Origin of the sequence: Chitinophaga sp. 22308, from assembly GCF_052045305.1 — a bacterium.
GTDB classification, from domain to species: Bacteria; Bacteroidota; Bacteroidia; order Chitinophagales; family Chitinophagaceae; genus Chitinophaga; species Chitinophaga varians_A.
In genome coordinates, this window is the sequence record NZ_JBQEOP010000003.1 from 624,198 (window position 1) to 647,572 (window position 23,375).

17 protein-coding genes are annotated in these 23,375 nt (G+C 48.9%); 7 read left to right on the plus strand and 10 right to left on the minus strand.

Annotated features, from left to right (window positions below; all coding sequences use genetic code 11):
- Nucleotides 1-7 precede the first annotated feature (7 nt).
- The 3 genes from ACTJJS_RS14350 to ACTJJS_RS14360 form a co-directional block, all read right to left on the minus strand.
- Complete coding sequence (locus ACTJJS_RS14350; RefSeq protein ID WP_440664207.1) at nucleotides 8-3,052, minus strand: TonB-dependent receptor; 3,045 nt, start codon at nucleotides 3,050-3,052, stop codon at nucleotides 8-10.
- A gap of 370 nt (nucleotides 3,053-3,422) precedes the next feature.
- A complete protein-coding gene (locus tag ACTJJS_RS14355; RefSeq protein WP_440664208.1) occupies nucleotides 3,423-4,487 on the minus strand; it encodes a FecR family protein in 1,065 nt (354 codons plus the stop codon).
- Between the two features lie 99 nt (nucleotides 4,488-4,586).
- Nucleotides 4,587-5,147: an RNA polymerase sigma-70 factor gene (locus ACTJJS_RS14360; protein WP_440664209.1), complete on the minus strand. Its 561-nt coding sequence runs from the start codon at nucleotides 5,145-5,147 to the stop codon at nucleotides 4,587-4,589.
- A gap of 372 nt (nucleotides 5,148-5,519) precedes the next feature.
- Here ACTJJS_RS14360 and ACTJJS_RS14365 point away from each other — a divergent pair, with 372 nt between their 5' ends.
- Complete coding sequence (locus ACTJJS_RS14365; RefSeq protein WP_440664211.1) at nucleotides 5,520-8,717, plus strand: SusC/RagA family TonB-linked outer membrane protein; 3,198 nt, start codon at nucleotides 5,520-5,522, stop codon at nucleotides 8,715-8,717.
- Nucleotides 8,718-8,747: 30 nt separating this feature from the next.
- Complete coding sequence (locus ACTJJS_RS14370) at nucleotides 8,748-10,205, plus strand: SusD/RagB family nutrient-binding outer membrane lipoprotein (protein ID WP_440664212.1); 1,458 nt, start codon at nucleotides 8,748-8,750, stop codon at nucleotides 10,203-10,205.
- A gap of 65 nt (nucleotides 10,206-10,270) precedes the next feature.
- On the opposite strand, the gene fabG is transcribed toward ACTJJS_RS14370, so the two are convergent.
- The 3 genes from fabG to lptB are packed head-to-tail and all read right to left on the minus strand — an operon-like array spanning nucleotide 10,271 to nucleotide 13,348.
- Entirely contained in the window at nucleotides 10,271-11,020 is a 750-nt protein-coding gene (fabG, locus tag ACTJJS_RS14375; protein WP_440664213.1) for a 3-oxoacyl-[acyl-carrier-protein] reductase, read from the minus strand.
- 17 nt (nucleotides 11,021-11,037) lie between these two features.
- Nucleotides 11,038-12,567: a GH3 auxin-responsive promoter family protein gene (locus ACTJJS_RS14380; protein ID WP_168870990.1), complete on the minus strand. Its 1,530-nt coding sequence runs from the start codon at nucleotides 12,565-12,567 to the stop codon at nucleotides 11,038-11,040.
- Between the two features lie 19 nt (nucleotides 12,568-12,586).
- On the minus strand, nucleotides 12,587-13,348 hold the full coding sequence (lptB, locus tag ACTJJS_RS14385) for an LPS export ABC transporter ATP-binding protein (RefSeq protein ID WP_168870989.1): 762 nt from the start codon (nucleotides 13,346-13,348) through the stop codon (nucleotides 12,587-12,589).
- A gap of 171 nt (nucleotides 13,349-13,519) precedes the next feature.
- Here lptB and ACTJJS_RS14390 point away from each other — a divergent pair, with 171 nt between their 5' ends.
- Nucleotides 13,520-14,473: a methylenetetrahydrofolate reductase gene (locus tag ACTJJS_RS14390; protein ID WP_168870988.1), complete on the plus strand. Its 954-nt coding sequence runs from the start codon at nucleotides 13,520-13,522 to the stop codon at nucleotides 14,471-14,473.
- Between the two features lie 459 nt (nucleotides 14,474-14,932).
- Here the strand turns inward: ACTJJS_RS14390 and ACTJJS_RS14395 are convergent, their stop codons facing one another.
- From ACTJJS_RS14395 to ACTJJS_RS14410, 4 genes are all read right to left on the minus strand, one after another.
- Nucleotides 14,933-15,628 (minus strand): porin family protein, encoded by a 696-nt coding sequence (locus ACTJJS_RS14395; RefSeq protein ID WP_168870987.1) that lies wholly within the window; start codon nucleotides 15,626-15,628, stop codon nucleotides 14,933-14,935.
- Nucleotides 15,629-15,814: 186 nt separating this feature from the next.
- Nucleotides 15,815-16,441, minus strand: coding sequence for a porin family protein (locus ACTJJS_RS14400; RefSeq protein ID WP_440664214.1), 627 nt, complete (start codon nucleotides 16,439-16,441; stop codon nucleotides 15,815-15,817).
- A 159-nt stretch (nucleotides 16,442-16,600) separates the two neighbouring features.
- Nucleotides 16,601-17,311: a porin family protein gene (locus tag ACTJJS_RS14405; RefSeq protein ID WP_168870985.1), complete on the minus strand. Its 711-nt coding sequence runs from the start codon at nucleotides 17,309-17,311 to the stop codon at nucleotides 16,601-16,603.
- Nucleotides 17,312-17,434: 123 nt separating this feature from the next.
- Nucleotides 17,435-18,841, minus strand: a complete 1,407-nt coding sequence (locus ACTJJS_RS14410) for a redoxin domain-containing protein (RefSeq protein WP_440664216.1) — start codon at nucleotides 18,839-18,841, stop codon at nucleotides 17,435-17,437.
- Between the two features lie 97 nt (nucleotides 18,842-18,938).
- On the opposite strand from ACTJJS_RS14410, the gene rlmD reads away from it, so the two are divergent.
- The 4 genes from rlmD to ACTJJS_RS14430 all read left to right on the plus strand — a co-directional run bounded on the left by rlmD (nucleotide 18,939) and on the right by ACTJJS_RS14430 (nucleotide 23,356).
- The gene (rlmD, locus tag ACTJJS_RS14415; RefSeq protein WP_168870983.1) at nucleotides 18,939-20,363 is read left to right on the plus strand and encodes a 23S rRNA (uracil(1939)-C(5))-methyltransferase RlmD; all 1,425 of its coding nucleotides are present in this window, start codon (nucleotides 18,939-18,941) and stop codon (nucleotides 20,361-20,363) included.
- A gap of 120 nt (nucleotides 20,364-20,483) precedes the next feature.
- A complete protein-coding gene (locus ACTJJS_RS14420) occupies nucleotides 20,484-21,188 on the plus strand; it encodes a rhomboid family intramembrane serine protease (protein WP_168870982.1) in 705 nt (234 codons plus the stop codon).
- A gap of 47 nt (nucleotides 21,189-21,235) precedes the next feature.
- Entirely contained in the window at nucleotides 21,236-22,171 is a 936-nt protein-coding gene (locus tag ACTJJS_RS14425; RefSeq protein ID WP_440664217.1) for a rhomboid family intramembrane serine protease, read from the plus strand.
- A 120-nt stretch (nucleotides 22,172-22,291) separates the two neighbouring features.
- Nucleotides 22,292-23,356 (plus strand): endonuclease/exonuclease/phosphatase family protein, encoded by a 1,065-nt coding sequence (locus ACTJJS_RS14430; RefSeq protein ID WP_168870980.1) that lies wholly within the window; start codon nucleotides 22,292-22,294, stop codon nucleotides 23,354-23,356.
- Nucleotides 23,357-23,375 lie beyond the last annotated feature (19 nt).

A 23,375-nucleotide genomic window follows, 5' to 3' on the forward strand; every position in this document is an offset into this window, starting at 1 on the left:
CACCCTGTTAAAAATTGATTTCAAGTCCGGCAAACCATTTGGTACTGAAGGGATATTTAGTCCCGTTGATACCGCGGTCGTCAACTTCCGGATCGATGCCGGAAAACTTGGTAAGGGTCCACAGGTTGTCACCGCCCACGGATACACGCACATTGCTCACCTTCACACGGTCCAGCCATTGTTTGGGCAGTGAGTAGCTCAGGTTTACGTTTCTCAGGCGCAGGTAGCTGCCATCTTCCAGGAAACGGGAGGAGGGTTTATGCGCGTTCTTATTGCCGCCGATCACATATTTCGGATGTGTGGCGTTATCGCCGGGATTCTGCCAGCGGTTCCAGTTTTTATCCAGCTGCATCAGGTTATAAGTGTAGTAGGCGCCATCGTTGTCCATCAGTTCACGGGTACTGTTGTATACGTCATTACCGGAAACAAAGGCCAGGAAGGCTGACAGCTGGAAATTTTTGTAAGACCATACGTTACGCATGCCGCCAAAGAATTTAGGCGTGGCGGAGCCTACGATCTGCAGGGTAGCGTCGTTGTAATTGCTGGTAGTGGTAACGGTTTTCTTTCCGTCAGCATCGGTGGTGACCTTCTCCCAGGTAGGGTTACCGTTGCTCGGATCTACACCGGCCCATTTACGAATATAGAAGCTGCGCATGTCCTGGCCTTTTTGCAGGATAAAGTAGCCACTCAACGGATCGATGATGTAGTTTTTGCCGCCATAGAGATCGCGTACGGTGTTTTTGTTGAAACCGATATTGAAATCGGTGCTCCATTTAAACTCACCCACGAGGTTATCTGTGCTCAGGTTGATTTCAATACCCTTGTTGCGCACACCGCCTACGTTCTGTGAAATGTAGCTGTAGCCGGCGGTACCGGGCAACGGTACATTAAACAACAGGTCTTTGTTGTCTTTCTGATAAATATCTACGCTGAGGTTGATCCGGTTGAACAGCCCCAGGTCAAACCCGATGTTGGTATTGTATGCTTTTTCCCAGGAAAGGTTAGGTACATTGTAAATGCTGGGGTATGCACCAGGGAAACCATTGTACTGCGTATTGATGGCGTAGGCGCCGATAGCAGCATAGTCACCGATTTCAGCATTACCAGTGGTACCATAGCTGGCCCTTACTTTCAGGTTGGTAATAGCTTTGATGGATTTAATAAAGTTTTCCTCAGAGGCGGCCCAGGACACACCAAAAGCATAGAAGTTACCATACTGCTGGTTGGCGCCGAACTTGGAAGAACCGTCTCTTCTGAAGGAAGAAGTAAAGTAGTATTTATAATTGTAGTTATAGTTAGCCTGAATAAAATAGGAATTGAACACACGGTCTATTTTGGTGCCGCCGATAGACATAGGGGAAGAGGTGGCGCCCAATACGTCTTTACCGGCCAGGATACCTTTTCCTTTGGCATTGATGTTACCCCAGTTAACCTGCTGGAACTCTGCACCCACCAGTCCATCGATGTTATGCACCTTATTGATGGTGTAACGGGCTTTCAGCAGGTTGGAGCTGATATATACGGTAGTGTCCAGGTAATAGTTGTACAGGTTGCCACGGTCATCAGCGCCGGCGGCAGTTCTCACGTCACCATTGCTTTCGTTGCGGTCGTGATAGTACTGCGCGCGGTTGGTAGTGCTGAATGACAGCCATTTGGTGATGTCGTATTCCAGTTTCAGCAAGCCTTCGAGGGACTGCCGGGTGTGTTTATCATAGTTATATTGCTGATCATAGAGGAAGTTGGTCATATCACGGCCGTACCACACGTCAGTATTGATCGGGTTGATCGGTCTGCCTTCTGCGTCATAGGGTTTGTCCCATGGCAGGTTAGTGTAATACTGGTACAATGACCCGCCGGAGTTGTCCTGGTCGCGCTGCTGTACCGCTGCGAAGTTGGCGCTCACACGGAGTTTTTCAGTGATATTATGATCGAGGTTGAGGCGGGCGCTGAAGCGCTCTACGCCGGTACCTTTGAGGATACCATCTTCTTTATAGTAGTTTCCGCCCAGGTAGAACTTGGTTTTTTCGTTACCGCCACGGGCAGACAGTTCATAGTTCTGGTTAGAGGCGTTCTGGAAGGCAAGTTTCTGCCAGTTGGTGTTGATATCTCTGATGGAAGGGTCCAGTTTTCTGCCGGCAGCTGTTTGCAGGTCGTAAAGCTGTGTTCCGTTCATGAGATGGAAACGTCCGGTATTGAGTTGCGCGGAGCCAACGTTGGTACGGAAGTTCACCTGTGTTTTACCTGCCTTGCCGCGTTTGGTGGTGATGACCATTACGCCGTTGGCGGCACGGGCGCCGTACAGGGTGGTGGCGGCAGCATCTTTCAACACCGTTACCGTTTCTATATCGCTGGGATTAGGCAGACCGCCAATGATACCGTCTACCACCACCAGCGGGGCATTACCGGCAGTAAGCGTACCATTGCCCCTGATACGGATGGTAGGGGTGGCAGCGGGGTCGCCGGAGCTGTTGCCTACAAATACGCCGCTGACTTTACCCTGCAGCATTTTATCCACGCTGGTGGCCTGTACGTCCTTCAGTTTGGCGCCACCTACGGATTGTGCCGCGCCGGTGAGGTTTTTCACGGTGGTGGTAGTATACCCCATCACCACTACTTCTTCCAGCTTTTTGGTGTCTGCGTCCAATTTTACGTTGATTTCTGTGCGGTTATTTACTGGTACTTTCTGTTGTACATAACCTACAAAGGAGAACACCAATGTGGCGCTACCGGAAGGTACCTGTACGGAAAAGTGGCCACTGGCGTCGGTCACGGCGCCACCAGAGGTGCCTTCTACGGCGATGGTGACACCGGGCAGCGGCTCATGTGTGCCGGCGTCGGTTACGCGACCGGTAATTTTCATCTGCTGGTTATTCACCGGGGTGATCACCACCAGATTGTTTTCCAATACGCGATAGGTGACATTGGCAGTGGAGAACAGCTGGCCAAGTACATCGTTGATCTTTTTGTTTTTCACGTCGATGGACACTGCCTTGTCCAGGTCTGCAAAGTTCTCATTGTAAAAAAAGCGATAGTTACTGCTGTTTTCAATCATTTTGAAAACTTCACGGACGCTCTTGTTTTCTGCGTGTAGTTCGCTAATTCGGTCTTGTGCGGAAATGGTGGCAGATGCTTGTAGAATACTTCCGAAAATTAGCAATCCCGTCATTCTCATCATTAGGAATAATTTTCGCCTGGGGCAAAGAAATGCCGCCAAGTTTAGAGTGGATTTCATAAACTTGTATAGATTTTAGTTAAACGATGAATTACGGCAGAACGCCCGTCGCAAAGGCTACTGCACACTATGTGATTTTCGTTGGATTGGGGTAAGTCGCATTACCCCAATTTTTTTCAGTTGTTCCTACTGTTCATTCATTGGTTTTTACAGGTTTAATAATTGGTTGTTCTGTTGGCCTGCCTCCCGGCTATTTACCGTTCCGCAGCGCGTTGGCATATTTTTCCTTCAATACTTTATCCACGCTGATGGTCACAGTTCCCTCTTCTATCCTGTAGTCCAGGGGTGCTGTCAGTTTAAGGATATTTAGTACCTGCTCCAGTGTTTCCTGGCGGAATGTGCCACTGAACCGGTAGTTTTTCAATTCGTCTTCTTTGAAGTCAACATTTACATTAAACCTGCGCTCCATGGTGACAGCCATTTCTTCCAGTGTCTGACCTGTTACGATCCAGTTACCATCTTTCCAGGCCGTGTATATATCAGTGTTGCTCACTTCTTTTGTTTCCACCGGCGCTGGGGCGGCGGCGTGGCTGCTGGTGTTTTTACCGGCAGGTGGTGCCTCTGTTGTCTGTTTATACACCACATGCTGATGTGGCTTTAGCATTATTTTAAACGGATTGGCGGTGCTGCTGCCATCTATCCGAACGGCGCCATCCACCAGGGTGGTCACCACGCCTTTGTCTTCCGGATAGGCCTTTACGTTAAACGAAGTGCCCAGTGCCAGTATCCTGAGATCGGAAGCCTTCACGGTAAATGGTTTCCGGGAATCTGTATGGACCTTAAAAAACGCTTCTCCTTCCAGTTTCACTTCCCTGCCGGCGGTATTGAAGGAAGAGGCGTATTCCAGCTTGCTGCCGGCATTGAGCCATACTTCTGTGCCATCAGACAGTTCTATTTTGGTCGTTGCTCCCTTCGGGCTGGTCACCGTCACCACTCCCTGGTCTCCTTGTCCTTTTTTCAGCGTAAGCCAGGAAAACACCACCCCCCCGCCTAAAACAAATGGCAACGTATAGGAGGCGGCCATTTTCAGCACTTGTTTCCATCTTTTGACGGACACCGGCGCGTTGACCTGTCGCATTTCCTCCCAGGCCGCTTCTGCATTATACGGACCTGTTGCCGCGGTGGCCATCCAGGCATCCCGCAGCTGTATAAAATATTCCCGGTTCCCGGGGCTGGCATCTATCCATTTTTCCAGCTCCTGCTGGTCTTCCGGCGTAATATTACCAGACAAGAATTGCGCAATCAGATCATCCATCTGCCCAGGTAAATAGTTAGGCTGCATATTTTTAAACAAGTAGTAAGACAATCTTTTTGTCCCCATAGGGTGACAAACAAGAAAAAAAATTTTCGGTATTTATTTCAGCAGTGGCAACAGCTCGTTCCGCAGACGTTGTAACGCCCGGGTCATTTGTGTTTTCACAGTATTGACGGAAATGCCCAGTTGGCGGGAGATTTCGGGATAACTCAACTGTTCAAAGCGGCTTAGCCGGAATACATCCTGGCATTGTGGCGGCAGTTTCCGGATCGCCTTTTCCGCCATATGTTCCAACTCCGCGCTCTCCAGCCTTTCTGCCGGTGTAAGTGCAGCAGGCATATTCATTAAGGTAATACGGGATTCCAGCTGTTGTAGCAGCTCATGGCCATAGCGGGCCCTGATACGGTCCTGCTTAACGTAGTTGATGCAATTGTTTTGAACAGCCCTGTACAGGTATGCTTTTACTGATATCTGTATGTCCAGGTCATCATAACGTTCCCAGACTTTGAGAAATGTGTCCTGTACAATCTCTTCCGCCAGTTCATGACGGTTTACAAAATCAAACGCAAAAGTACAGAGCGCAGCATAGTACGTTTTGAAGAGCCCTTCAAAAGCCGGTAACTGTTGTTTATGTTGATTGATATGTAAACTCGATTCCAAAGTATTCAGATCCTGACACGCTGTTATACTGGCTGTAGTGCTACTTGTACGGTCACTCCATCGTTCACGTCATTGCTCACTTCATTGCTCATCGGTCGCAAACAAATATATGTTATACGTCCATGAAAAGATACGATAAGTCCGGAGGTATTTGACAAATTGTTGTAAATAACGCCGAGATGTGTAAAAAAAATAGCAATATCTCCCCTGCTCCTATCTGTAATCGTCATTAAAATTTCACCATGCTGTGAGTTAAATTTATATGAAAATGATTGTCAACAACTTAACGGTTTTGTAACGGTTTATTAATATCCCCATAACAGTGGTGCTATTGCTTTGCGGTTTAAAAATTTTTTTTAAACCAGTCAAAGCATGAAGAAAAAATTTACAAAGTATCTGAAGCGACCACTGGGCCTTGCTACTGTACTGTTGCTCTCGGGCCACCTATATGCCCAACAGCCCGTCCATGTGAAAGGACGCGTAGAGTCTTTCGACAAAGGTGAGCCTATCCCTGGCGCGGCTATCATGGCCAATGGCAAGCTCCTCGCCATCACCGACGTAAACGGCGCCTTCGACATCAAGACCCTTACTCCCGGCGCACAGCTTTATATCACCATGATGGGTTATGAAAAGCAGCAGCTGGTGTTCAACGACGATGCGTCCAATCTGCATGTACGCCTGAAAACAACTACCGGCAAGCTCAATGAGGTGGTGGTGACCGCTCTTGGTATTAAAAGAGCAGAGAAAGCACTGGGGTATGCACAACAAACCCTTAACGATGAAGCCATGACCGATTCCAGGCCCAACAACTGGTCTGATGCGCTGCGTGGCAAAGTAGCCGGATTAAATATCGCCTCTCTCGGCGGCCCGCTTAACTCGCAGGAGATAAGGCTCCGCGGCACCAACTCCCTTACCTCCAACGGCAACGCTGCACTGGTGGTAGTAGACGGTGTACCCGTAAACGGAGGCCTCACTACTTCCGGAGCCTCCAACGGCTATATGGGCGGCGATGCTTCTATCGACGTTCCGGTCGATTTCGGTAACGGTATCTCAGATATCAATCCGGACGACATTGAAAGCGTAAGTATCCTCAAAGGCCCCGGTGCAACGGCATTGTATGGTAGCCGCGCTGCCAACGGCGCCGTATTGATCACCACCAAATCCGGCGCTAAAGCCAAAAGAGGACTGGGCATCTCTTTCAATAACAACACCAGCTTTGATGTGATCACCCGCTGGCCCGACTGGCAATATGAATACGGCCAGGGCGACGGTAAAACCAACTACAACGCCAAAGGTGAACTGTATTACTCCTATGGCGCTACGGAAGACGGTCGCAGCACCGGTGGCAGCAGCAGCGCCTTCGGCCCTAAATTCGACGGACAGTACTATTTCCAGTACGACCCCGTTAAAATGGGCACCGGTTCAGAAAGAACACTGTGGCAACCTTATAAGGACAACCGTAAATCCTTCTGGCAGACAGGCCGTACGGTTACCAACACCCTGTCGCTCGAAAACTCCGGCCAGGACGGCTCTATCCGCGCTTCCGTGACACATTCCTCCAACAAATGGATCATGCCCACCACCGGATTTGAACGTATAACCGCTGCCGTTAACGCCGGATACAAAGTATCTAACGCCATCAGGCTGTCCACTGCGGTAAACTATACCAATAAATCCAGTGACAACCTGCCGGGCCTCGGCTATAACAACCACTCCATCGGTTATTTCATGATTTTCCAGAACCCCAACGTAGACCTCGACTGGTACAGGGCAAAATGGAAACCGGGAGCGGAAGGCATCAGCATGATACGCCCTTACAGCTCCTTTATCGATAACCCGTTCGTTATTGCGGAAGATATCACCAACGGCTTACGTGGCAACGCCATTACCGGCAACCTGAAAGCCGATGTGCAGCTGGCGCCCAAACTCACCCTGATGCTGCGCGGTGGTATCAACACCAACCACCAGAACAGGGACCAACGCCGTCCATATGACACTAACCGCTATGGGCAAGGTTTCTACACTAAACAAACCGTATACACGCAGGAAATCAATACCGACTTCCTCCTGTCTTACAAGAATGCATGGATGCAGGACAAATTCACCCTGACCGCATCTGCCGGTGGTAACGCCATGAGCAGCCGCTACGACCGTACCGATAATACCCTGATCGGACTGGTGGTGCCCGGCGTTTACAAGATGACCAACGGTATCAGCAACCCGCTGGTAGCCACCTACGACTCCAGGAAAAAAGTAAACAGCCTGTATGGCCTCGTCAACCTGGGTTACAAGGACATGATCTTCCTGGACCTGACGGGCAGAAACGACTGGTCCAGCACCTTGCCGGAAGCCAACTGGTCTTTCTTCTATCCTTCTGCCAACCTGAGCATGATCATCAGCGAAATGGTACAGCTGCCTAAATCCATCAGTTACCTGAAATACCGCCTGTCACTCGCCCAGGTAGGTAACGACACTGAACCGGGCAGAACAGCCAAATACTATGGCCGCAGCAGCTTCCCCAGCTCCGCTGAAGCACCTTCAGAACTGTATAACCTGGAATTCAAACCGGAGATATCCACCAGCGTGGAAACAGGTATTGAAGTGGCTTTCCTGAAAAACCGCCTGAAGCTCGATGCATCTGTATATCGTACCCGCACTAAAAACCAGATCCTCTCTGTTCCCCTGGAAAGAGCCACCGGCTTTGCCTCCGCGCTGCTGAACTCCGGTGAAGTCCGCAACCAGGGCCTGGAGCTGATCTTAAGTGCCACACCAGTGACGAATAAAAACTTCACCTGGAACACTACTATCACCTGGGCGGCTACACGCAGTAAAGTGCTGAGCCTCGATCCCCGCCTGGGCGGCAAACTGTCTATCATGAGCTCTTCCAGCGCCACACTGACCGCCGTGGAAGGACAAACAGCTTCTGCACTATATGGTCTTAAGTTCCAACGCGCCCCGGACGGCCAGATCATCTACGTTAACGGCATTCCCAGTGTAACGCAGGTCACCGAATACGTAGGCGACACCAACCCCGAATGGAGAGCCGGCTGGACCAACAGCGTGACGTACAAAGGTTTCAGGCTAAGCACTACTATCGACGGACAGCTGGGTGGTACTCTCTATTCTCACTCCCACCATAAAATGACAGAACAGGGTAAGCTGAGACACACACTGAAAGGCAGAGAAGAAGGATGGATCGTTGGCGAAGGCGTAGTACAAAATGCAGATGGCTCTTTCAGCCCAAACACGGTAAAAGTAAGACCAGCCGATTATTATGCGCAGTACTACCGTTTGAACAACACTGAAGCCAATTCCTTTGACGCTTCCTTCATCAAACTGCGTGAAGTGTCGCTGGAGTACAACTTCCCGAAAACATGGTTCAACCGCACCAAAATACAGAACCTGAGCCTCGCCATTTACGGACGTAACCTGGCAACCATCTCCGATTTCCCGATTTATGATCCGGAAGTGGCCACACAAGCCAGCGGGACAGGTATCCTCACCGGTGTGGAAGTAGGCCAGATGCCGACACCGTCTACTTTTGGCTTCAACCTGAAAGTAAAATTATAACCGATCTCTGTTACTGAAATCAGCATAACCATGATATCTCTGAACTTAAGCAACCGCTTTAAAACCATATATGCCGCTGTACTGGCCACTGCGTTACTGGGCAGTTGTACCAAGGACTTTGTGGAGACAAATAAAGATCCTAACCGCCTGGAAACCATTACCCCGGGCACTTTGCTGAATCCCACCATTTACAACGGTGCGTCCTATGGCATGAGCCGCAGCCGCTCCTTCACTTTTGAGCTGATGCAGATTGCCGGCGGATATCCCAATGAATCTGTAGAAGACCAGGCTTACCTGTACGATTTCCGGGAAGATATTGGTAACGGCATCTGGGCCACGTATTACCAGTGCCTTGCCAATACACGCGAAATGGAGCTGTCTGCCATTAAACTGAACAATAATAACTATCTGGCGATATCCCTGACGCTGAAAGCATGGTTTTATTCCATGCTGACAGACTGTTTCGGCGATGTCCCGATGAGTACCGCCCTGAGCGGCGAACAGGGCACCTTCTTCCCAACCTTCGACAAGCAGGAAGATGTTTACAAAACCATCCTGGCAGACCTGGAAAGAGCCAACACATTGTATAATACCGGCACTACCACCATGTATGCTGCCGATATCCTTTTCAACAATGACCTGACCAAATGGAGGAAGTTCACCAACTCACTCCGTCTCCGCCTGTTACTGCGCACCATGAAAAAACTGCCCGGCAATGCAGACATCATGGCCGCTATGTTGCAGGACGCAACGAAGTACCCGGTATTCCAGAGCAATGCCGAAGCCGCTGTACTCAGCATCACCGGTACCACGCCTAATATCTCCCCCTGGAGCAGGCCGCAGGACTTCAGCACCGGTCGTGTGTATTTCGATTTCTTTATCAACAACCTGAACAACTTCAAAGATCCGCGCTTAGCCTTGTTTGCCGGTCAGGCAAAGGATAAGAACAACAAAAACATAGGGTATAAAGGCTTGCCGGTGAACTATATGGAATCCCCTACCAGCGTCAACTACAGTCCTTCCGGGTTGCTGCAGCGACTGGTGATCGCACCGATGATCGCACCGATACTCAGCTACGCAGAAGTGGAACTGATCCAGGCAGAACTGGCGCAGCGGAACATTATCCCTGCCGCCACAGCGGAAGATCACTACAAAAAAGGTGTAAAAGCTGCTATTGAGATGTGGGGAGGCGTGATGCCGGACAATTACTTCACGCTGGAGAGCACTAAATACGACGGTACGCTGGACCGTATTATGCTGCAAAAGTATTTTGCGCTTTTCTTCACAGATTACCAGCAATGGTTTGAGCATCGCCGTACAGGCCTGCCCGTATTGCCTACCACTACTTTTATGTATAATGATCAGAAGATGCCTAACAGGTTATATTATCCGATCTCTGTTAAGGTAAACAATACAGACAACTACCTGAAGGTAGTAGAGCAGATGGGAGGAGATAAGATCAACACCAAAGTATGGTGGGAAAAATAAGGATAACCACACAACAAAAAACGCGGGTGATACACACCCGCGTTTTTTTTATCTGTAATAGGAGATTACATGCATAAGCCGCCGCAGGCGCTGATCGTCTGACCAGTAACATAGCTGCTCATATCAGAAGCCAGGAAGAGGCATACATTGGCAATATCTTCCGGCGTGCCGAAGCGGGCCAGCGGAATTTGCTGAATATAGCTGGTTGCCTGCTCACCTTCTTTCAGGTAGCTGGTCATATCTGTTTCGATAAAGCCCGGAGCTACAGCGTTGCAACGGATGTTACGGCTGCCCAGTTCCTGTGCGATGGATTTGGAGAATCCGATGATACCGGCTTTGGAAGCGGCGTAGCTGCTTTGGCCCGCGTTGCCCATGATGCCTATCACGGAGCTCATGTTGATGATGCTGCCGGATTTGGCTTTCATCATCGGACGGATCACCTGTTTGGTCATGTTGTACACGCTTTTCAGGTTGATGTTCATCACATCGTCCCATTGGTCGGGGCTCATGCGCAACAGGAGGTTATCTTTGGAGATACCGGCGTTGTTCACGCAGATATCAATTTTTCCGAATTCTTTCAGCACTTCAGTTACCAACACTTCTGTCTCTTCGTAAACACCGGCGTTTGATTTATGTGCTTTCGCCTGTACTCCCAGCGCGCGGAGTTTTTCTTCTAGGATTTTCGCCTTTTCATCAGAACTTACATAAGTAAAAGCCACGTTGGCTCCCTGTTCTGCAAATTTCAAAGCTATCGCTTCTCCAATACCACGGCTGGCGCCAGTTACAATCGCTACTTTGTTCTCCAGTAATTTCATGTTATAGTTGATAGGTTTTAAGTGTTCATGGTTGCCGCAAACTTCAGAATTTCTTCGAGGTAGTTACGGTCGTTGTTCAGGCGGGGCACTTTGTGCTGGCCACCCAGTTTGCCTTTGCTCTTCAGGAATTCGCAGAAAGTGCCTTTAGGCAGTACATGTACTACCGGCGGGCGCAGGGCGATGTCCTTATGCCTTTTGGCTTCATAGTCTGAGTTAATGGATTTCAGGGTATTGTCCAGTACAGACACAAAGGTGTTTATATCTGTTGGCGCCACTTCAAACTCGATGAGCCATTCGTGCCCGCCATTGCCTTCGTCGCTGAAATATACAGGTGCTGCGGTATAGTCATTCACAACGGCGCCGGTAGCTTCGCTGGCTTTGGCGATAGCCATATCGGCGTTTTCCACGATCACTTCTTCACCGAAAGCATTGATGAACGATTTAGTACGTCCGCTCACCTTGATGCGGTAAGGCAGCAGGGAGGTAAACTGTATGGTGTCTCCTACCAGGTAACGCCATAGTCCGCCGTTGGTACTGATAACCAGGGCATAATTTTTCCCGGTTTCCACTTCCTGCAGCTGCAGGGTACGCGGATTTTCCTTGCCCAGTTCCTCCATCGGCATAAACTCATAGAAGATGCCATGGTTAAGGAACAGCAGCAGGCCTTCTTCACCGATTACGTCCTGGGCTGCAAAGAAGCCTTCCGAGGCGTTATAGGTTTCCTGGTAGTGCATCAACGGGTTACGGATCAGTTTTGCAAACTGGTCGCGGTAAGGTGTAAAGCTTACGCCGCCATGCATATACAGTTCGAGGTTGGGCCATACGTCTGCCAGGTTATCTTTACCGGTAAGCTCAAATATCCTTTTGATCAGTACGATGGTCCAGGTAGGTACGCCGGCAATGGAGGTCACGTTTTCGTGGATCACGGCATTGGCCATGCGCTCTATTTTTTCTTCCCATTCGTCCATCAGGGCTATTTCCAGGTCGGGCGTGCGGATCATGTTACCATAAAAGGGCATGTTCTGCAACATCACGGCGCTAAGGTCGCCACAGTAGGAATCACTGTCCTCCGACAGTTTATTGACCTGGTGGCTGCCGCCGATGATCAGCGATTTTCCGGTAAATACGTCGGAGTCAGGGAAGTTATTGTAATAAAGGGAGATAACGTCGCGCCCGGAACGGTAATGACACTCGTCGAGGCTTTCAACGGTTACGGGTATAAACTTGCTTTTATCAGCGGTGGTGCCGCTGGATTTGGCGAACCATTTGATTGGCGTATTCCACAGTACGTTCTGTTGGCCTTCCATGGTGCGCTGGATATAGGGTTTGATGGTATCGTACGTGTGTACCGGTACCCTTTCTTTATATTCCTCTATCTTATAAATCTTTGAAAAGCCGTGTTGTTTGCCGAACTCCGTGTATTGAGCGGCGCTAATAAGGTTTTGGAATACCTGCTGCTGTACTTGCACGGGATATTGCATAAAATAGGCGATGCGCCCCATGCGCAGACGTGCGAGTTGTGATATGGCAGGACTTAAAATCTTCATATATAGGAGTAGCGTGTTTTTATTGTTTAGCTGCTTCGTCCAGGTAATTCTTCCTCCGAAGAACGAAATTCTGGCCAAGATACACTTTTCTCACCTGTTCATCTTCAGCCAGTTCTTCTGCCGACCCGGATTTCAGGATTTTTCCTTCAAACAATAAATAAGCCCTGTCAGTAATGGACAATGTTTCCTGTACGTTGTGGTCTGTGATCAGGATACCGATATTCTTGTATTTCAGTTTGGCTACGATAGACTGTATATCTTCCACGGCAATAGGGTCGATACCGGCAAAAGGTTCGTCCAGCAAGATGAATTTGGGATCTACCGCCAGCGCGCGGGCAATTTCCGTACGGCGGCGTTCACCCCCGCTCAGTACGTCCCCCGGGCTTTTGCGGACATGCGTCAGGCGGAATTCGCTCAGGAGCGCTTCCAGCTTGTCTTTTTGCTCGGCCTTTTTCAGATTGGTCATCTCCAGCACAGCGGCGATATTGTCTTCCACACTGAGTTTGCGGAACACAGACGCCTCTTGCGGCAGATAGCCAATACCCATTTTGGCCCTTTTGTACATGGGCAGCTTGGTAATATTCACCTCATCGAGGTAAACATTCCCCTCATCCGGCTTAATAAGCCCGACAACCATGTAAAAGGAGGTGGTTTTACCCGCTCCGTTAGGGCCCAGCAGCCCTACAATCTCCCCCTGGGAAACCTCAACAGACACGTGGTTTACCACCGTCCGGGCGCCATAGCGCTTTACCAGCTGGTCCGTATGTATTCTTAATGCCATATGATCAAACTTAGCAAAATTAAACAATTCATTCACTTGGCCTAGTCATAGTTCGCCCAAGATGAAAAATCATACAAGATTGACGAGGGGATATGTTATTTTTGCCCCCGTAAATTTTCAGTCGGAATAAGGTTTACCCAAACAGCCATTATTCCACAAATTCCATAACACATGAAAGTAACAGAACATATTGCCCAGGCGAAGGATACACTGATATCTTTCGAAATCCTTCCCCCGCTGAAAGGAAAGAGCATTGAGTCCATCTACGACCATCTGGACCCGCTGATGGACTTCAAGCCGGCTTATATTAATGTAACCTACCACCGCAGTGAGCATATGTTCAAAAAGAAGGCCGATGGCGCGTTCGAGAAGGTGGAAATCCGTAAACGCCCCGGTACGGTAGGTATCTGCGCCGCTATTATGAACCACTATACGGTGGATGCAGTCCCTCACCTGATCTGTGGCGGCTTTAGCAGGGAGGAAACGGAAAACGCCCTGATCGACCTGGCCTTCCTCGGCATCGATAACGTATTGGTGCTCAGAGGCGATGCTCCGAAAAACGAAACGTTTTTTGAACCAGACCCGCACGGCCACAGCTACGCCAGCGAACTGCTGGACCAGGTGGTGCATATGAATAATGGCGTGTACCTGGAAGACGACCTGCAGGGCGGCGTAAAAACCAACTTCTGCATTGGGGTGGCCGGCTATCCGGAAAAACACTTCGAAGCCCCCAATATGCAGACTGACATGGGCTACCTCAAACGGAAAGTGGAAATGGGAGCGGATTATATCGTTACTCAGATGTTCTTCGATAACCAGAAATTCTTCGATTTTGTAGCCAAATGCCGCGAAATGGGCATCACAGTACCGATTATCCCGGGACTGAAACCCCTGACCTCCAAAAAACAAATGAACATCCTTCCCAGGATTTTCCATGTAGACCTTCCCACGGAGCTGTCCAGCGAAATTATGCGCTGCAAAACCGATAAAGAGGTGGAACAGGTAGGCACCGAATGGCTGATCCAGCAGTCCAAAGAACTAAAAGCCTTTGGCGTGCCGGTGCTCCATTACTATACCCTCGGCAAACCGCAGGTGGTACGCAAAGCAGTGGAAGCGATCGTATAACATTTAACCGACTTTATATAAAAAGAAAAGGGAATGACGAAAGTCTTTCCCTTTTTTGCTTTTCTTTCATATTATAATGCCATTACGTAGAGACGTAGTGGCATATCCCTATAACTGTCACACATTTAAATTAACTGTCCAATGATCATCGCAACCCCTTAGGGAAGCAACTTTCTGTAAAAAAGACGCACGTCAACACATACACCCCTACTCCTCCGGCAAAAAAAAGAGACCGCCTGTAACGGCGGCCTCTCTGGTCCTATTAATGATTAACTGATAAGTATGTACGAAATTATACGCCGGATATCGTAGATGCCGCGCTGCCAGCCATTTTCAACCTGTATCCGGCATAACAGTGCTCCTTCGCAGCCGGCTTCTTAATATAGCCATTGCCCCGAAATATCCATCGACCAACAAATATAAAACAAAATAATGTATAAATATTTTTAATATTAAATACTACCAGTCTTCTCTGTTGAACAGTATACCGAGGTTAACACCGAAATATCTGTTTTTAAGACTGCCGCCGGACCGGTCAATGTCCACCAGTCCATAGCTGTATTTAACACCCAGCGTGAGGTAACAATTAAATTCTATAGTAGCCGTGGCATTCAAACCTGCATCCCAGCGGTGAATGTTATAGTCTGTAGAGAATACATTGGGATTTTTACCGAAATCCACCCGCTGACTGCTGGACTGTAACAGTTTTCCTTCTTTATAGATCGCCAGGTCATAGTCGCCCCGGATGCAATAGGCCGCATAACCACCGCCGCCCAATGCCAGTTTTCCAATGCCGACAGGTATCTTATACACCAGGTCCACGGGAAGCTCCAGGTACTGCAGCCGGATTTTTGTTGCGCCCGGCAGCGCCACATTAACACCTTCCTGGCCGTTAAACGATCTGTTAGCGCCTTTTACAGCATAGCTCAGTCCTGGTTGCAGTGCGCCATTGGGAAATACAGGAATATTAAGGTAAAAACCAGCCTGCCAGCTGTGCAGGGCTTTTGAATCCGGCCGCGTAACCTCGGCGTTGCCCGGAGAGGCATCCATAGTGGCATTTAAATAACCACCCTGCAAGCCTAAGCTCACCTGGGCATTAACAATTGTGGCACAGGCCATACAGGCCAACACGCACAGGAATTTTAAACACTTCATTGTAGAACTGTACTACGGGATTAATGATGTTTGCTCAATAAATTATCGTTATGATAGATTAGGTCTTTCAACTCACTCGATGGTTACAACGGCGAAGCTAATCAAAAGGTTTTGATTTATATAAAAAAGGCTGCCTGGAACCTACCAGGCAGCCTATTAATTAATTGTGATGTGGTGTTTCAGCGATTAACGGCCGCTGAATTTGTAGCCTACTGACACGCCAAAGGAAGTATTTTTGAACTTCGCGTCGTTGTTGGTGTTGTCCAATGCATTCACCATGCCCAGGTCCGCATTCAGGCCAAAGTATAAACCGGCAGGAATTTCGTAACCAATCTGGATGTTACCACCAGCATCAAAACGTTTCAGTTTCATCAGGCCGGCTTCGTCATCAAAAGCTTTTCTTTCGCCAACGATTGGTATATCCTTGTATTTACCGCCAACGCCATATGCGATGTACGGGCCAACTGCCAGTACCAGGTTACCGCTACCTACTTCAGGTTTGAACATGAAGTTGATCGGAAGCTGCAGATAACCCAGTGACACTTTCATATCAGTGTTTTTGAATTTACCGCCTTTGCCGGAATACAATAACCCTGTTCCTACGTAGAAATCATCCCCTAAAGGAATATCAACGGTTACGCCAGCTCTCAGTCCTGTCAGGAGCTTGCTGGTTTCCTTGGAGGTAGTACCAAAAGCAGATGCTTTGGTGGTTACACTGGAAAACTGAGGGCCTGCTACAATGCCCCACTTTGTCTGACCGAATGTAACACCTGCGATTAATAAGGCGATCGCAGCTAAGAGTACCTTTTTCATTTTTTGTGTATTTGGATGAGGGTAAAAAAGTGATGCCAACAGGCTGGTAACATCACTTTTTGTGTTTTTTTTGATTGCTAATTGATTATGAATCAGCCTGTACTTTTTGCTTGCTAGCTGTAATTACAACACGAGTTAAAAATTGTTCAGGAAAAACCGTTATCTGCCGCCAAAGAGATAACCGACAGAAACACTGAATACACGGTTCTTGTCTTTGTTGTCTGTGCTGTTATCCTGTCCGGAGTATACTTTGGCGAAACCGATACCGTATTGGGCACTGATCAGGAAATTGCTGACTTCGGCGCCCACCTGGATATTACCGCCCCAGTCAAACCGTTTCCACTTATCACGGCCACGGTTGGGGTCATCTGTAAATGGGGTGTCATCGTCCCATTTAATGCTGGAAGAACCACTGGTAGTACCTGCTACGGTCGTTACCTCATATTTGTTCTTACCCGCTACCCCAAATGCAAAATACGGGCCTATACCGGCAAACAGGCTGGCGTGCTCACCTACCGGCAGTTTGGCAACAAAGTTCAAAGGCACTTCTATGTAAGATGGATTCTGGGTGTACTTAGCGTATGGGCTGGTGATAGTAACATTGTTCTTGTCTCCTATTTCGGATTTTGTCCCCTTGGTGGTGTAAAACACACCTGGCTGGAAAGACAAAATACGGGGCACCAGCGGTAAATCCGCTATGACACCGACATTGAAGCCAGACAAACTCTTTGCGTCTTTCGTACTACCGTCATTGCTGGTAGTGATATTAGAAAGGTTCCATCCACCTTTAACGCCTACACGGGCTTGCGACATTGCGGCCAATGATAAAGACATCGCTGCAAAGGACAGGAAAATCATCTTCTTGGTCATAACCTAAAATTTTGATCCGGGCAGCAAAATTCAAAAGGTATGCCAAAAGAATGTTAAAATATCACAAGTAATTGATTATCATAATAAAACGAGGCATATATTCTACGTTCTACACCCTGTTTTCTACAACTTCGCAGCCGTGCCTTTTGGCCCCGAACGCTCCAGAAAATCATTCAGTTGTTCTACAGCGAGACGTTTGGCCACAATTTTTTTGTTTTCGTCCAACAGGTACACTACCGGTGTACTATACACGTCGTATAGCCGGCGGTAATTGGTGGAGTTGTCCGGGTCAAGCGCATGTACCCATCCGGAAAGGCGATGTTCCCTGATAAAAGACAACCACTCCTCACGGGTACCTTCGGTTTTGATACCGATCATGGCCACTCCCTTACTTTTCCAGCTGGCATTGAAGGCAGAGTCCAGCCGGGGAACTTCTGTTTTACAGTGCCCGCAGGTAGGGTCCCAGAATACCAGCACGGTATACTTCGCTTTTGTTTTATAAAGGGAGACGGGTTTTGAAGCGGTATCTTTCAGTTCCAGCGGCGCCGCCCGCTGACCGATAAGATTAGGCGCCAGCGTATAAGCACGGTTCACTATTTTATTGAGCTGCTCATCATTCAGCCAGAAAGCTTCTCCTGGTACATAGTATTTCTCCACCAAATGCACAAATACCGCATCCATGCCCATATAGGGAGAGCTTTCATAATTATAGGTGAGCCACCACAGCACATATTTAAACGCCTCCTTGCTCTTACGTGTGCGGGCAATGAGCGCGTCACAGTCCGCAATTATAGAATCGGGCATATTCACCACCAGCTGGGAAAAATACTTCTTCAGCTTGGCTTCCAGTACCGGCGTTCTCACCAACCGGTCTGTTGACAGCTCTACCTCGTCCCAATAATGCCCTTTGAAGTAGCGATAGGCGAAGGTGGAATCTTCGTTTTCCGGCTTTTGAGGAATTTCCGGCTCTTTCATGGCCTTGAAAATGGCCGACAGTATTGCATCTGGGTGTTTGGTGATGAATTCATGCCGGTATTCCTGCAATTTTTTCCCCAGTTCCTGCTGTAGTGGATACACTTTAGCGGAGTCTGCAGCCGTTTTAGCTGTTTTCAGTTGCTCGGCAATATTACGGGTGAGTGATTCCTGCTGGTACAAAAACCGGTTGTAGGCCAGAAACAGCTCATTGTCCGGAGAGCCTTTATAGACGGTTTTCCCGGCCAGGTCGGCCGTATCAATGGCAACGCTGAAAAACTGCTGTTTATCGATGAGCGTTTCCACATATCGTTGTTTGCCGGGCAGCACGATCAGGTAGATACCGGGATACAACGGCGTTTTCCCTTTCAGGATGGCTTCTCCTGCCGGGTTTACCTCGGCCGAATCAGTCAGGTAGGTGGTCCGTCCCATATAGTTGGCCAGGAACAGTTTTCCGCTGGTATAATTCTTCAGCCGGATAGAGAGCTGATAGCCCTGCGCGTGCAGGTGCAGCTGGATAGAGAGTGCTGTCAGAAGCAGGAAAAATATCTTACGCATAGGAATTGGTAACAATATGTAAAAATACAAGTAAAAAAGGTAACTGTGACATCCTTTTACGGCCAACGATTCATGATTTCCTTTTACCTTTGCAGCCGTGAGGAAAAAAAACGTAGTAATAGAAAAAGTACCTGTATCCGGCTATGCCGCAGAAGGTAAAGCCCTGGCAAGGCAAGACGGTAAAGTTATCTTTATTGAAGGCGGCGTAATGCCCGGCGATATTGTGGACGTACGACTGTCCAAAAATAAAAAAGACTGGGCGGAAGGCAAAGCCATTCATATACATAGTTACTCCGACAAGCGCATCACCCCGTTCTGCCAGCATTTTGGCACCTGTGGCGGCTGTAAATGGCAGATGATGCCCTACAGCCTGCAACTGGAATACAAACAGCAACAGGTGGCAGACCATTTGCAGCGTATCGGCAAGCTGGTGCTTCCTCCCATGAGCCCGATCCTTGGCTCGGCCCATACGGAGCACTACCGCAACAAGCTGGAGTTTACCTTCAGCAACAAAGCCTACCTCACCAATGAGGAGATACGCGCCCTCAACGGCGAAGAGAAACCGGCCCGCCCTGCGCTGGGCTTTCATGTGCCCAAGCTGTTCGACAAGGTGCTTGATATTAACACCTGCTACCTGATGCAGGAGCCGGTGAACCTTATCCGGAACACCATCCGGGAGTATGCAATACAACATGAACTGTCTTTTTATGATATCCGCCTGCAGGAAGGCTGGTTGCGCAATCTGGTCGTACGTTTGTGTACCACCGGAGAGATCATGGTCAACCTGGTGATTCATCATGAAGACAAGGAAAACAGGGTAGCCCTGCTGGACCATCTGTTGAAAACAGTTCCGGCTATCACCACCTTGTTGTATACCATCAACCCAAAGAAAAATGATTCCATTTTCGACCTGGACCCCAAAGTTTATTTTGGGAAAGGTTATGCGGAAGAAAAGCTGGAGGATTTTGTTTTCAAAATCGGCCCGAAATCTTTCTTCCAGACAAACACCTATCAGGGAGAAGTGTTATATAAAGTTACCCGCGACTTTGCGGGATTGACCGGTTCGGAAATTGTGTATGATCTGTATTGCGGAACTGGCAGTATTGGTATTTTTGTATCCCGGCAGGCCCGGAAAGTGGTAGGCATCGAGCTGATCAAAGAAGCGATCGATGATGCCCGCGAAAATGCCGCCCGGAACCAGGTCAACAATGCCGAATTTTTTGCCGGCGATGTGGTGGATATCTGTGATGACGCGTTTTTTGCGCATCACGGACAACCGGATGTGATTATCACGGACCCTCCACGGGCAGGCATGCACGAAAAGCTGGTCAACAAACTGCTGGAAATTGCTGCCCCAAAAATCGTATATGTAAGCTGTAACCCGGCTACACAAGCCAGAGACCTGGCATTGCTGGATGCGCTGTACACGGTGGAAAAGGTACAACCCGTAGATATGTTTCCGCATACGCACCACATCGAAAATGTGGTGTTACTGAAGAAAAGAGTAAATAATCAGCAATAAATGAACGAGTACAGGCCCGGAAAATTTCAGTTTTTACCCCTTGTGATCAAGAATCTGATGATCATTAACGGGTTGGTTTGGTTGGTTCAGGTTACCCTGCTCAAGCGGTACGGGTATGATATGAACGACCTTTTTGCCCTTCATTACTGGGGGTCACCGGGATTCCGGCCTCATCAGTTCATTACCCACCTGTTCATGCACTCTACCAGTGATCCCTGGCATCTGCTCATGAACATGTTCACCCTCTGGATGTTTGGTTCCACGCTGGAAAACCGGTGGGGCTCCAAACGTTTCCTTATCTTCTACATCATCTGCGGTATTGGCGCATCGTTGTGTTACATGGGCGTGCTCACCTATGAAAACATGACACTGGCCAAATATGCCAACGCTTTCCTGAACGATCCTACCTTCAACAATTTCGTGGCGCTGGACCGCAAGTTTCATCTGGACAATGCCAATGTGAGCATGCAGGACATGAAAGAAGCCATTGCGCAGGGCAACCAGTTTGCCATCGACATGGCCAGGATCTATGTGAAACAATACATGCTCAACTATAGCAACAGCATCGTGGTAGGCGCTTCCGGCGCAGTATACGGTATCCTGTTCGCCTTTGGTTACCTGTTCCCCAATGCTATCATCTTCCTGTATTTCTTCCCGGTAAAAGCCAAATACTTTGTGGCTTTTATGATCCTGACAGAAGTATGGGCCGGTATACAAAACGCGCCGGACGATAACGTGGCACACTTCGCCCACCTGGGCGGCGCACTTTTTGCGTACCTGCTGCTCAGAGGCTGGAATAAAAGGCACCGATCGGATTTTTATTGACGCAAGACTTTATTAAGCCGTAATTTTGTATTGTAAATACTTGTACCATGCATGCGTTGGAAAAAGAGAAAATGCCTCGTCTATCCCTTGGGGAAGGGCGGAATATGGTCACTCAGTTAGTGGTTGTCAACTTAACGATTTTTATATTCCTCCTTTTTGCCAAGGTGATCTATACCATGGAAATAGGAAAGGAAGGGGACGCCCTTTTCTATAAAAATATTCTGAACTGGCTGCGAATGCCTGCTGATCCGGCTAAACTGCTGGCGCGCCCGTGGACATTGCTCTCGTCCCTCTTCACCCATGTAGAAGTGCTTCAGATATTCACCAATATGGTGTGGCTGTGGTGTTTTGGCACCTTCCTGCAACATATTGCCGGTTATCAGCGGATACTTCCCATGTACCTGTTTGGAGGCCTGACGGGCAATATATTTTACCTTCTTGGCGTTCAGGCCATTCCCGGCCTGCATACCCTGCTGCCCGATGCTGCCGTGATGGGCTCTTCCCCCGGCATTATGGCCATGGCAGCCGGCGCCACGCTGATTTCACCGCGCTATCGCATCTTCCCATTACTGGGCGGCGGCCTGCCCCTTTGGATCATTACCCTCGTATATGTAGGCCTGTCTGTTGGCACCAGCATATCCAGCCCGGGCGGCATCGCTTATCTGGTGCAGTTGTCCGGCGGCGCTTTAGCAGGACTGATGTTCATGTACAGCTGGAAAAAAGGGCACGACTGGGGCGCAGGTTTCAACCACCTGTTGTTTAAACTGACCCACGCTTTCCATCCGGCTTCGCAGCAGATAGACCCGAACCACCCGAAAAGTGCCGCTAAAATCATCGCCCGACTGGAAAGCCAGCCATTTCGCAAGATTGGCCAGGTGCCGGAACAACGGCTCAATGAGATTCTTGATAAGATCAATGAAATGGGGCTCGACTCTTTGTCCCCCGAAGAGCGGGAAACATTGTTGCGCGCCAGTGACAACTAGATATTTTGTTATTTGGATATTTTGTTATTTAGATATTTAATGGGTTGTTAACGGCAATTGCCGATTAATGTCATACCTTACCATTCCCCGATATCCCAATAACAAAATATCCAAATAAACATGAAGTTTGTTTGCTCGCTGTTAATTATCTCTGTTCTCACCAGCGCTTATTTACCCCAACTCAGCCCCGGTAGCTTCTGGCTCTCCGGCTTTGCCGCCCTGGTATTTCCTGTCATTTTCCTGATTTGCCTGTTGACATGGCCGTTCTGGTTGCTGTGGCGCAAGCATAGGAGATATTTTATTTACATCAGTATAGCGATGTTGCTTTGTATCCGCCCTGCTTTAAACACCTGGGCGCTACATTTTTCCCCGAAGGAAAATCTCACCAAAGAAACCGGCAGCAAGGATTTTACGCTCATGACCTACAACTGCAGCAGTATGGGCTTACAGGCGTATAAAGTCAACCAGCAACTCAGGTCAGCTATTTTTCGGCAGGTAACGGATGCGTCGCCGGACATTCTCTGCCTGCAGGAGTTTTACACCAACGACAAGCCGGAAATGTCGCATAATATCGATACCCTGAAGCTGATCGGGCGATATCCTTATCATTATTTCACGCATGACCAGTTATTCTGGGAAACCTGGCATTGGGGTATCGTACTTTTCTCCCGATATCCTATTGCAGCCGCCAGCGCCATTCCGTGCGACAGCCTGGCCCGGGGCAGCGGGCGCAGTTTCCTCCAGGCGGACCTGGTGATTCACGGTGATACCGTGAGGGTTTTCAGCGTACAGTTCACTTCGTATATGCTTACCCGTGACGACCTGCGGGGCAGGCGAATATTCAGCCTTGGCCGTAAAATGAAGGCCACTTTCCGGCGTCGTGCATCGCAGGCGAAACAGCTTGCCGTGCTGGTGGCCGCCAGTCCCTATCCTGTCATAGTAGCAGGTGACTTTAACGACACGCCAGCCTCCTACAGCTACCGCCACGCCGCAGCAGGATTACAGGACGCTTTTCTGGCAACAGGACTCGGTTGGGGCAGGACTCTTTCCTATCTGTCGCCTACCCTGCGGATCGACTATCTTCTGCCCGACAGGCATTTCAGCATCAAAGGATGCAGGGTGCTGAAAATACCGCAGTCAGAGCATTTCCCGGTTATATCCTGTCTGTCGTTGAAAAAACATTAACTTTATTCATTCAACAAAC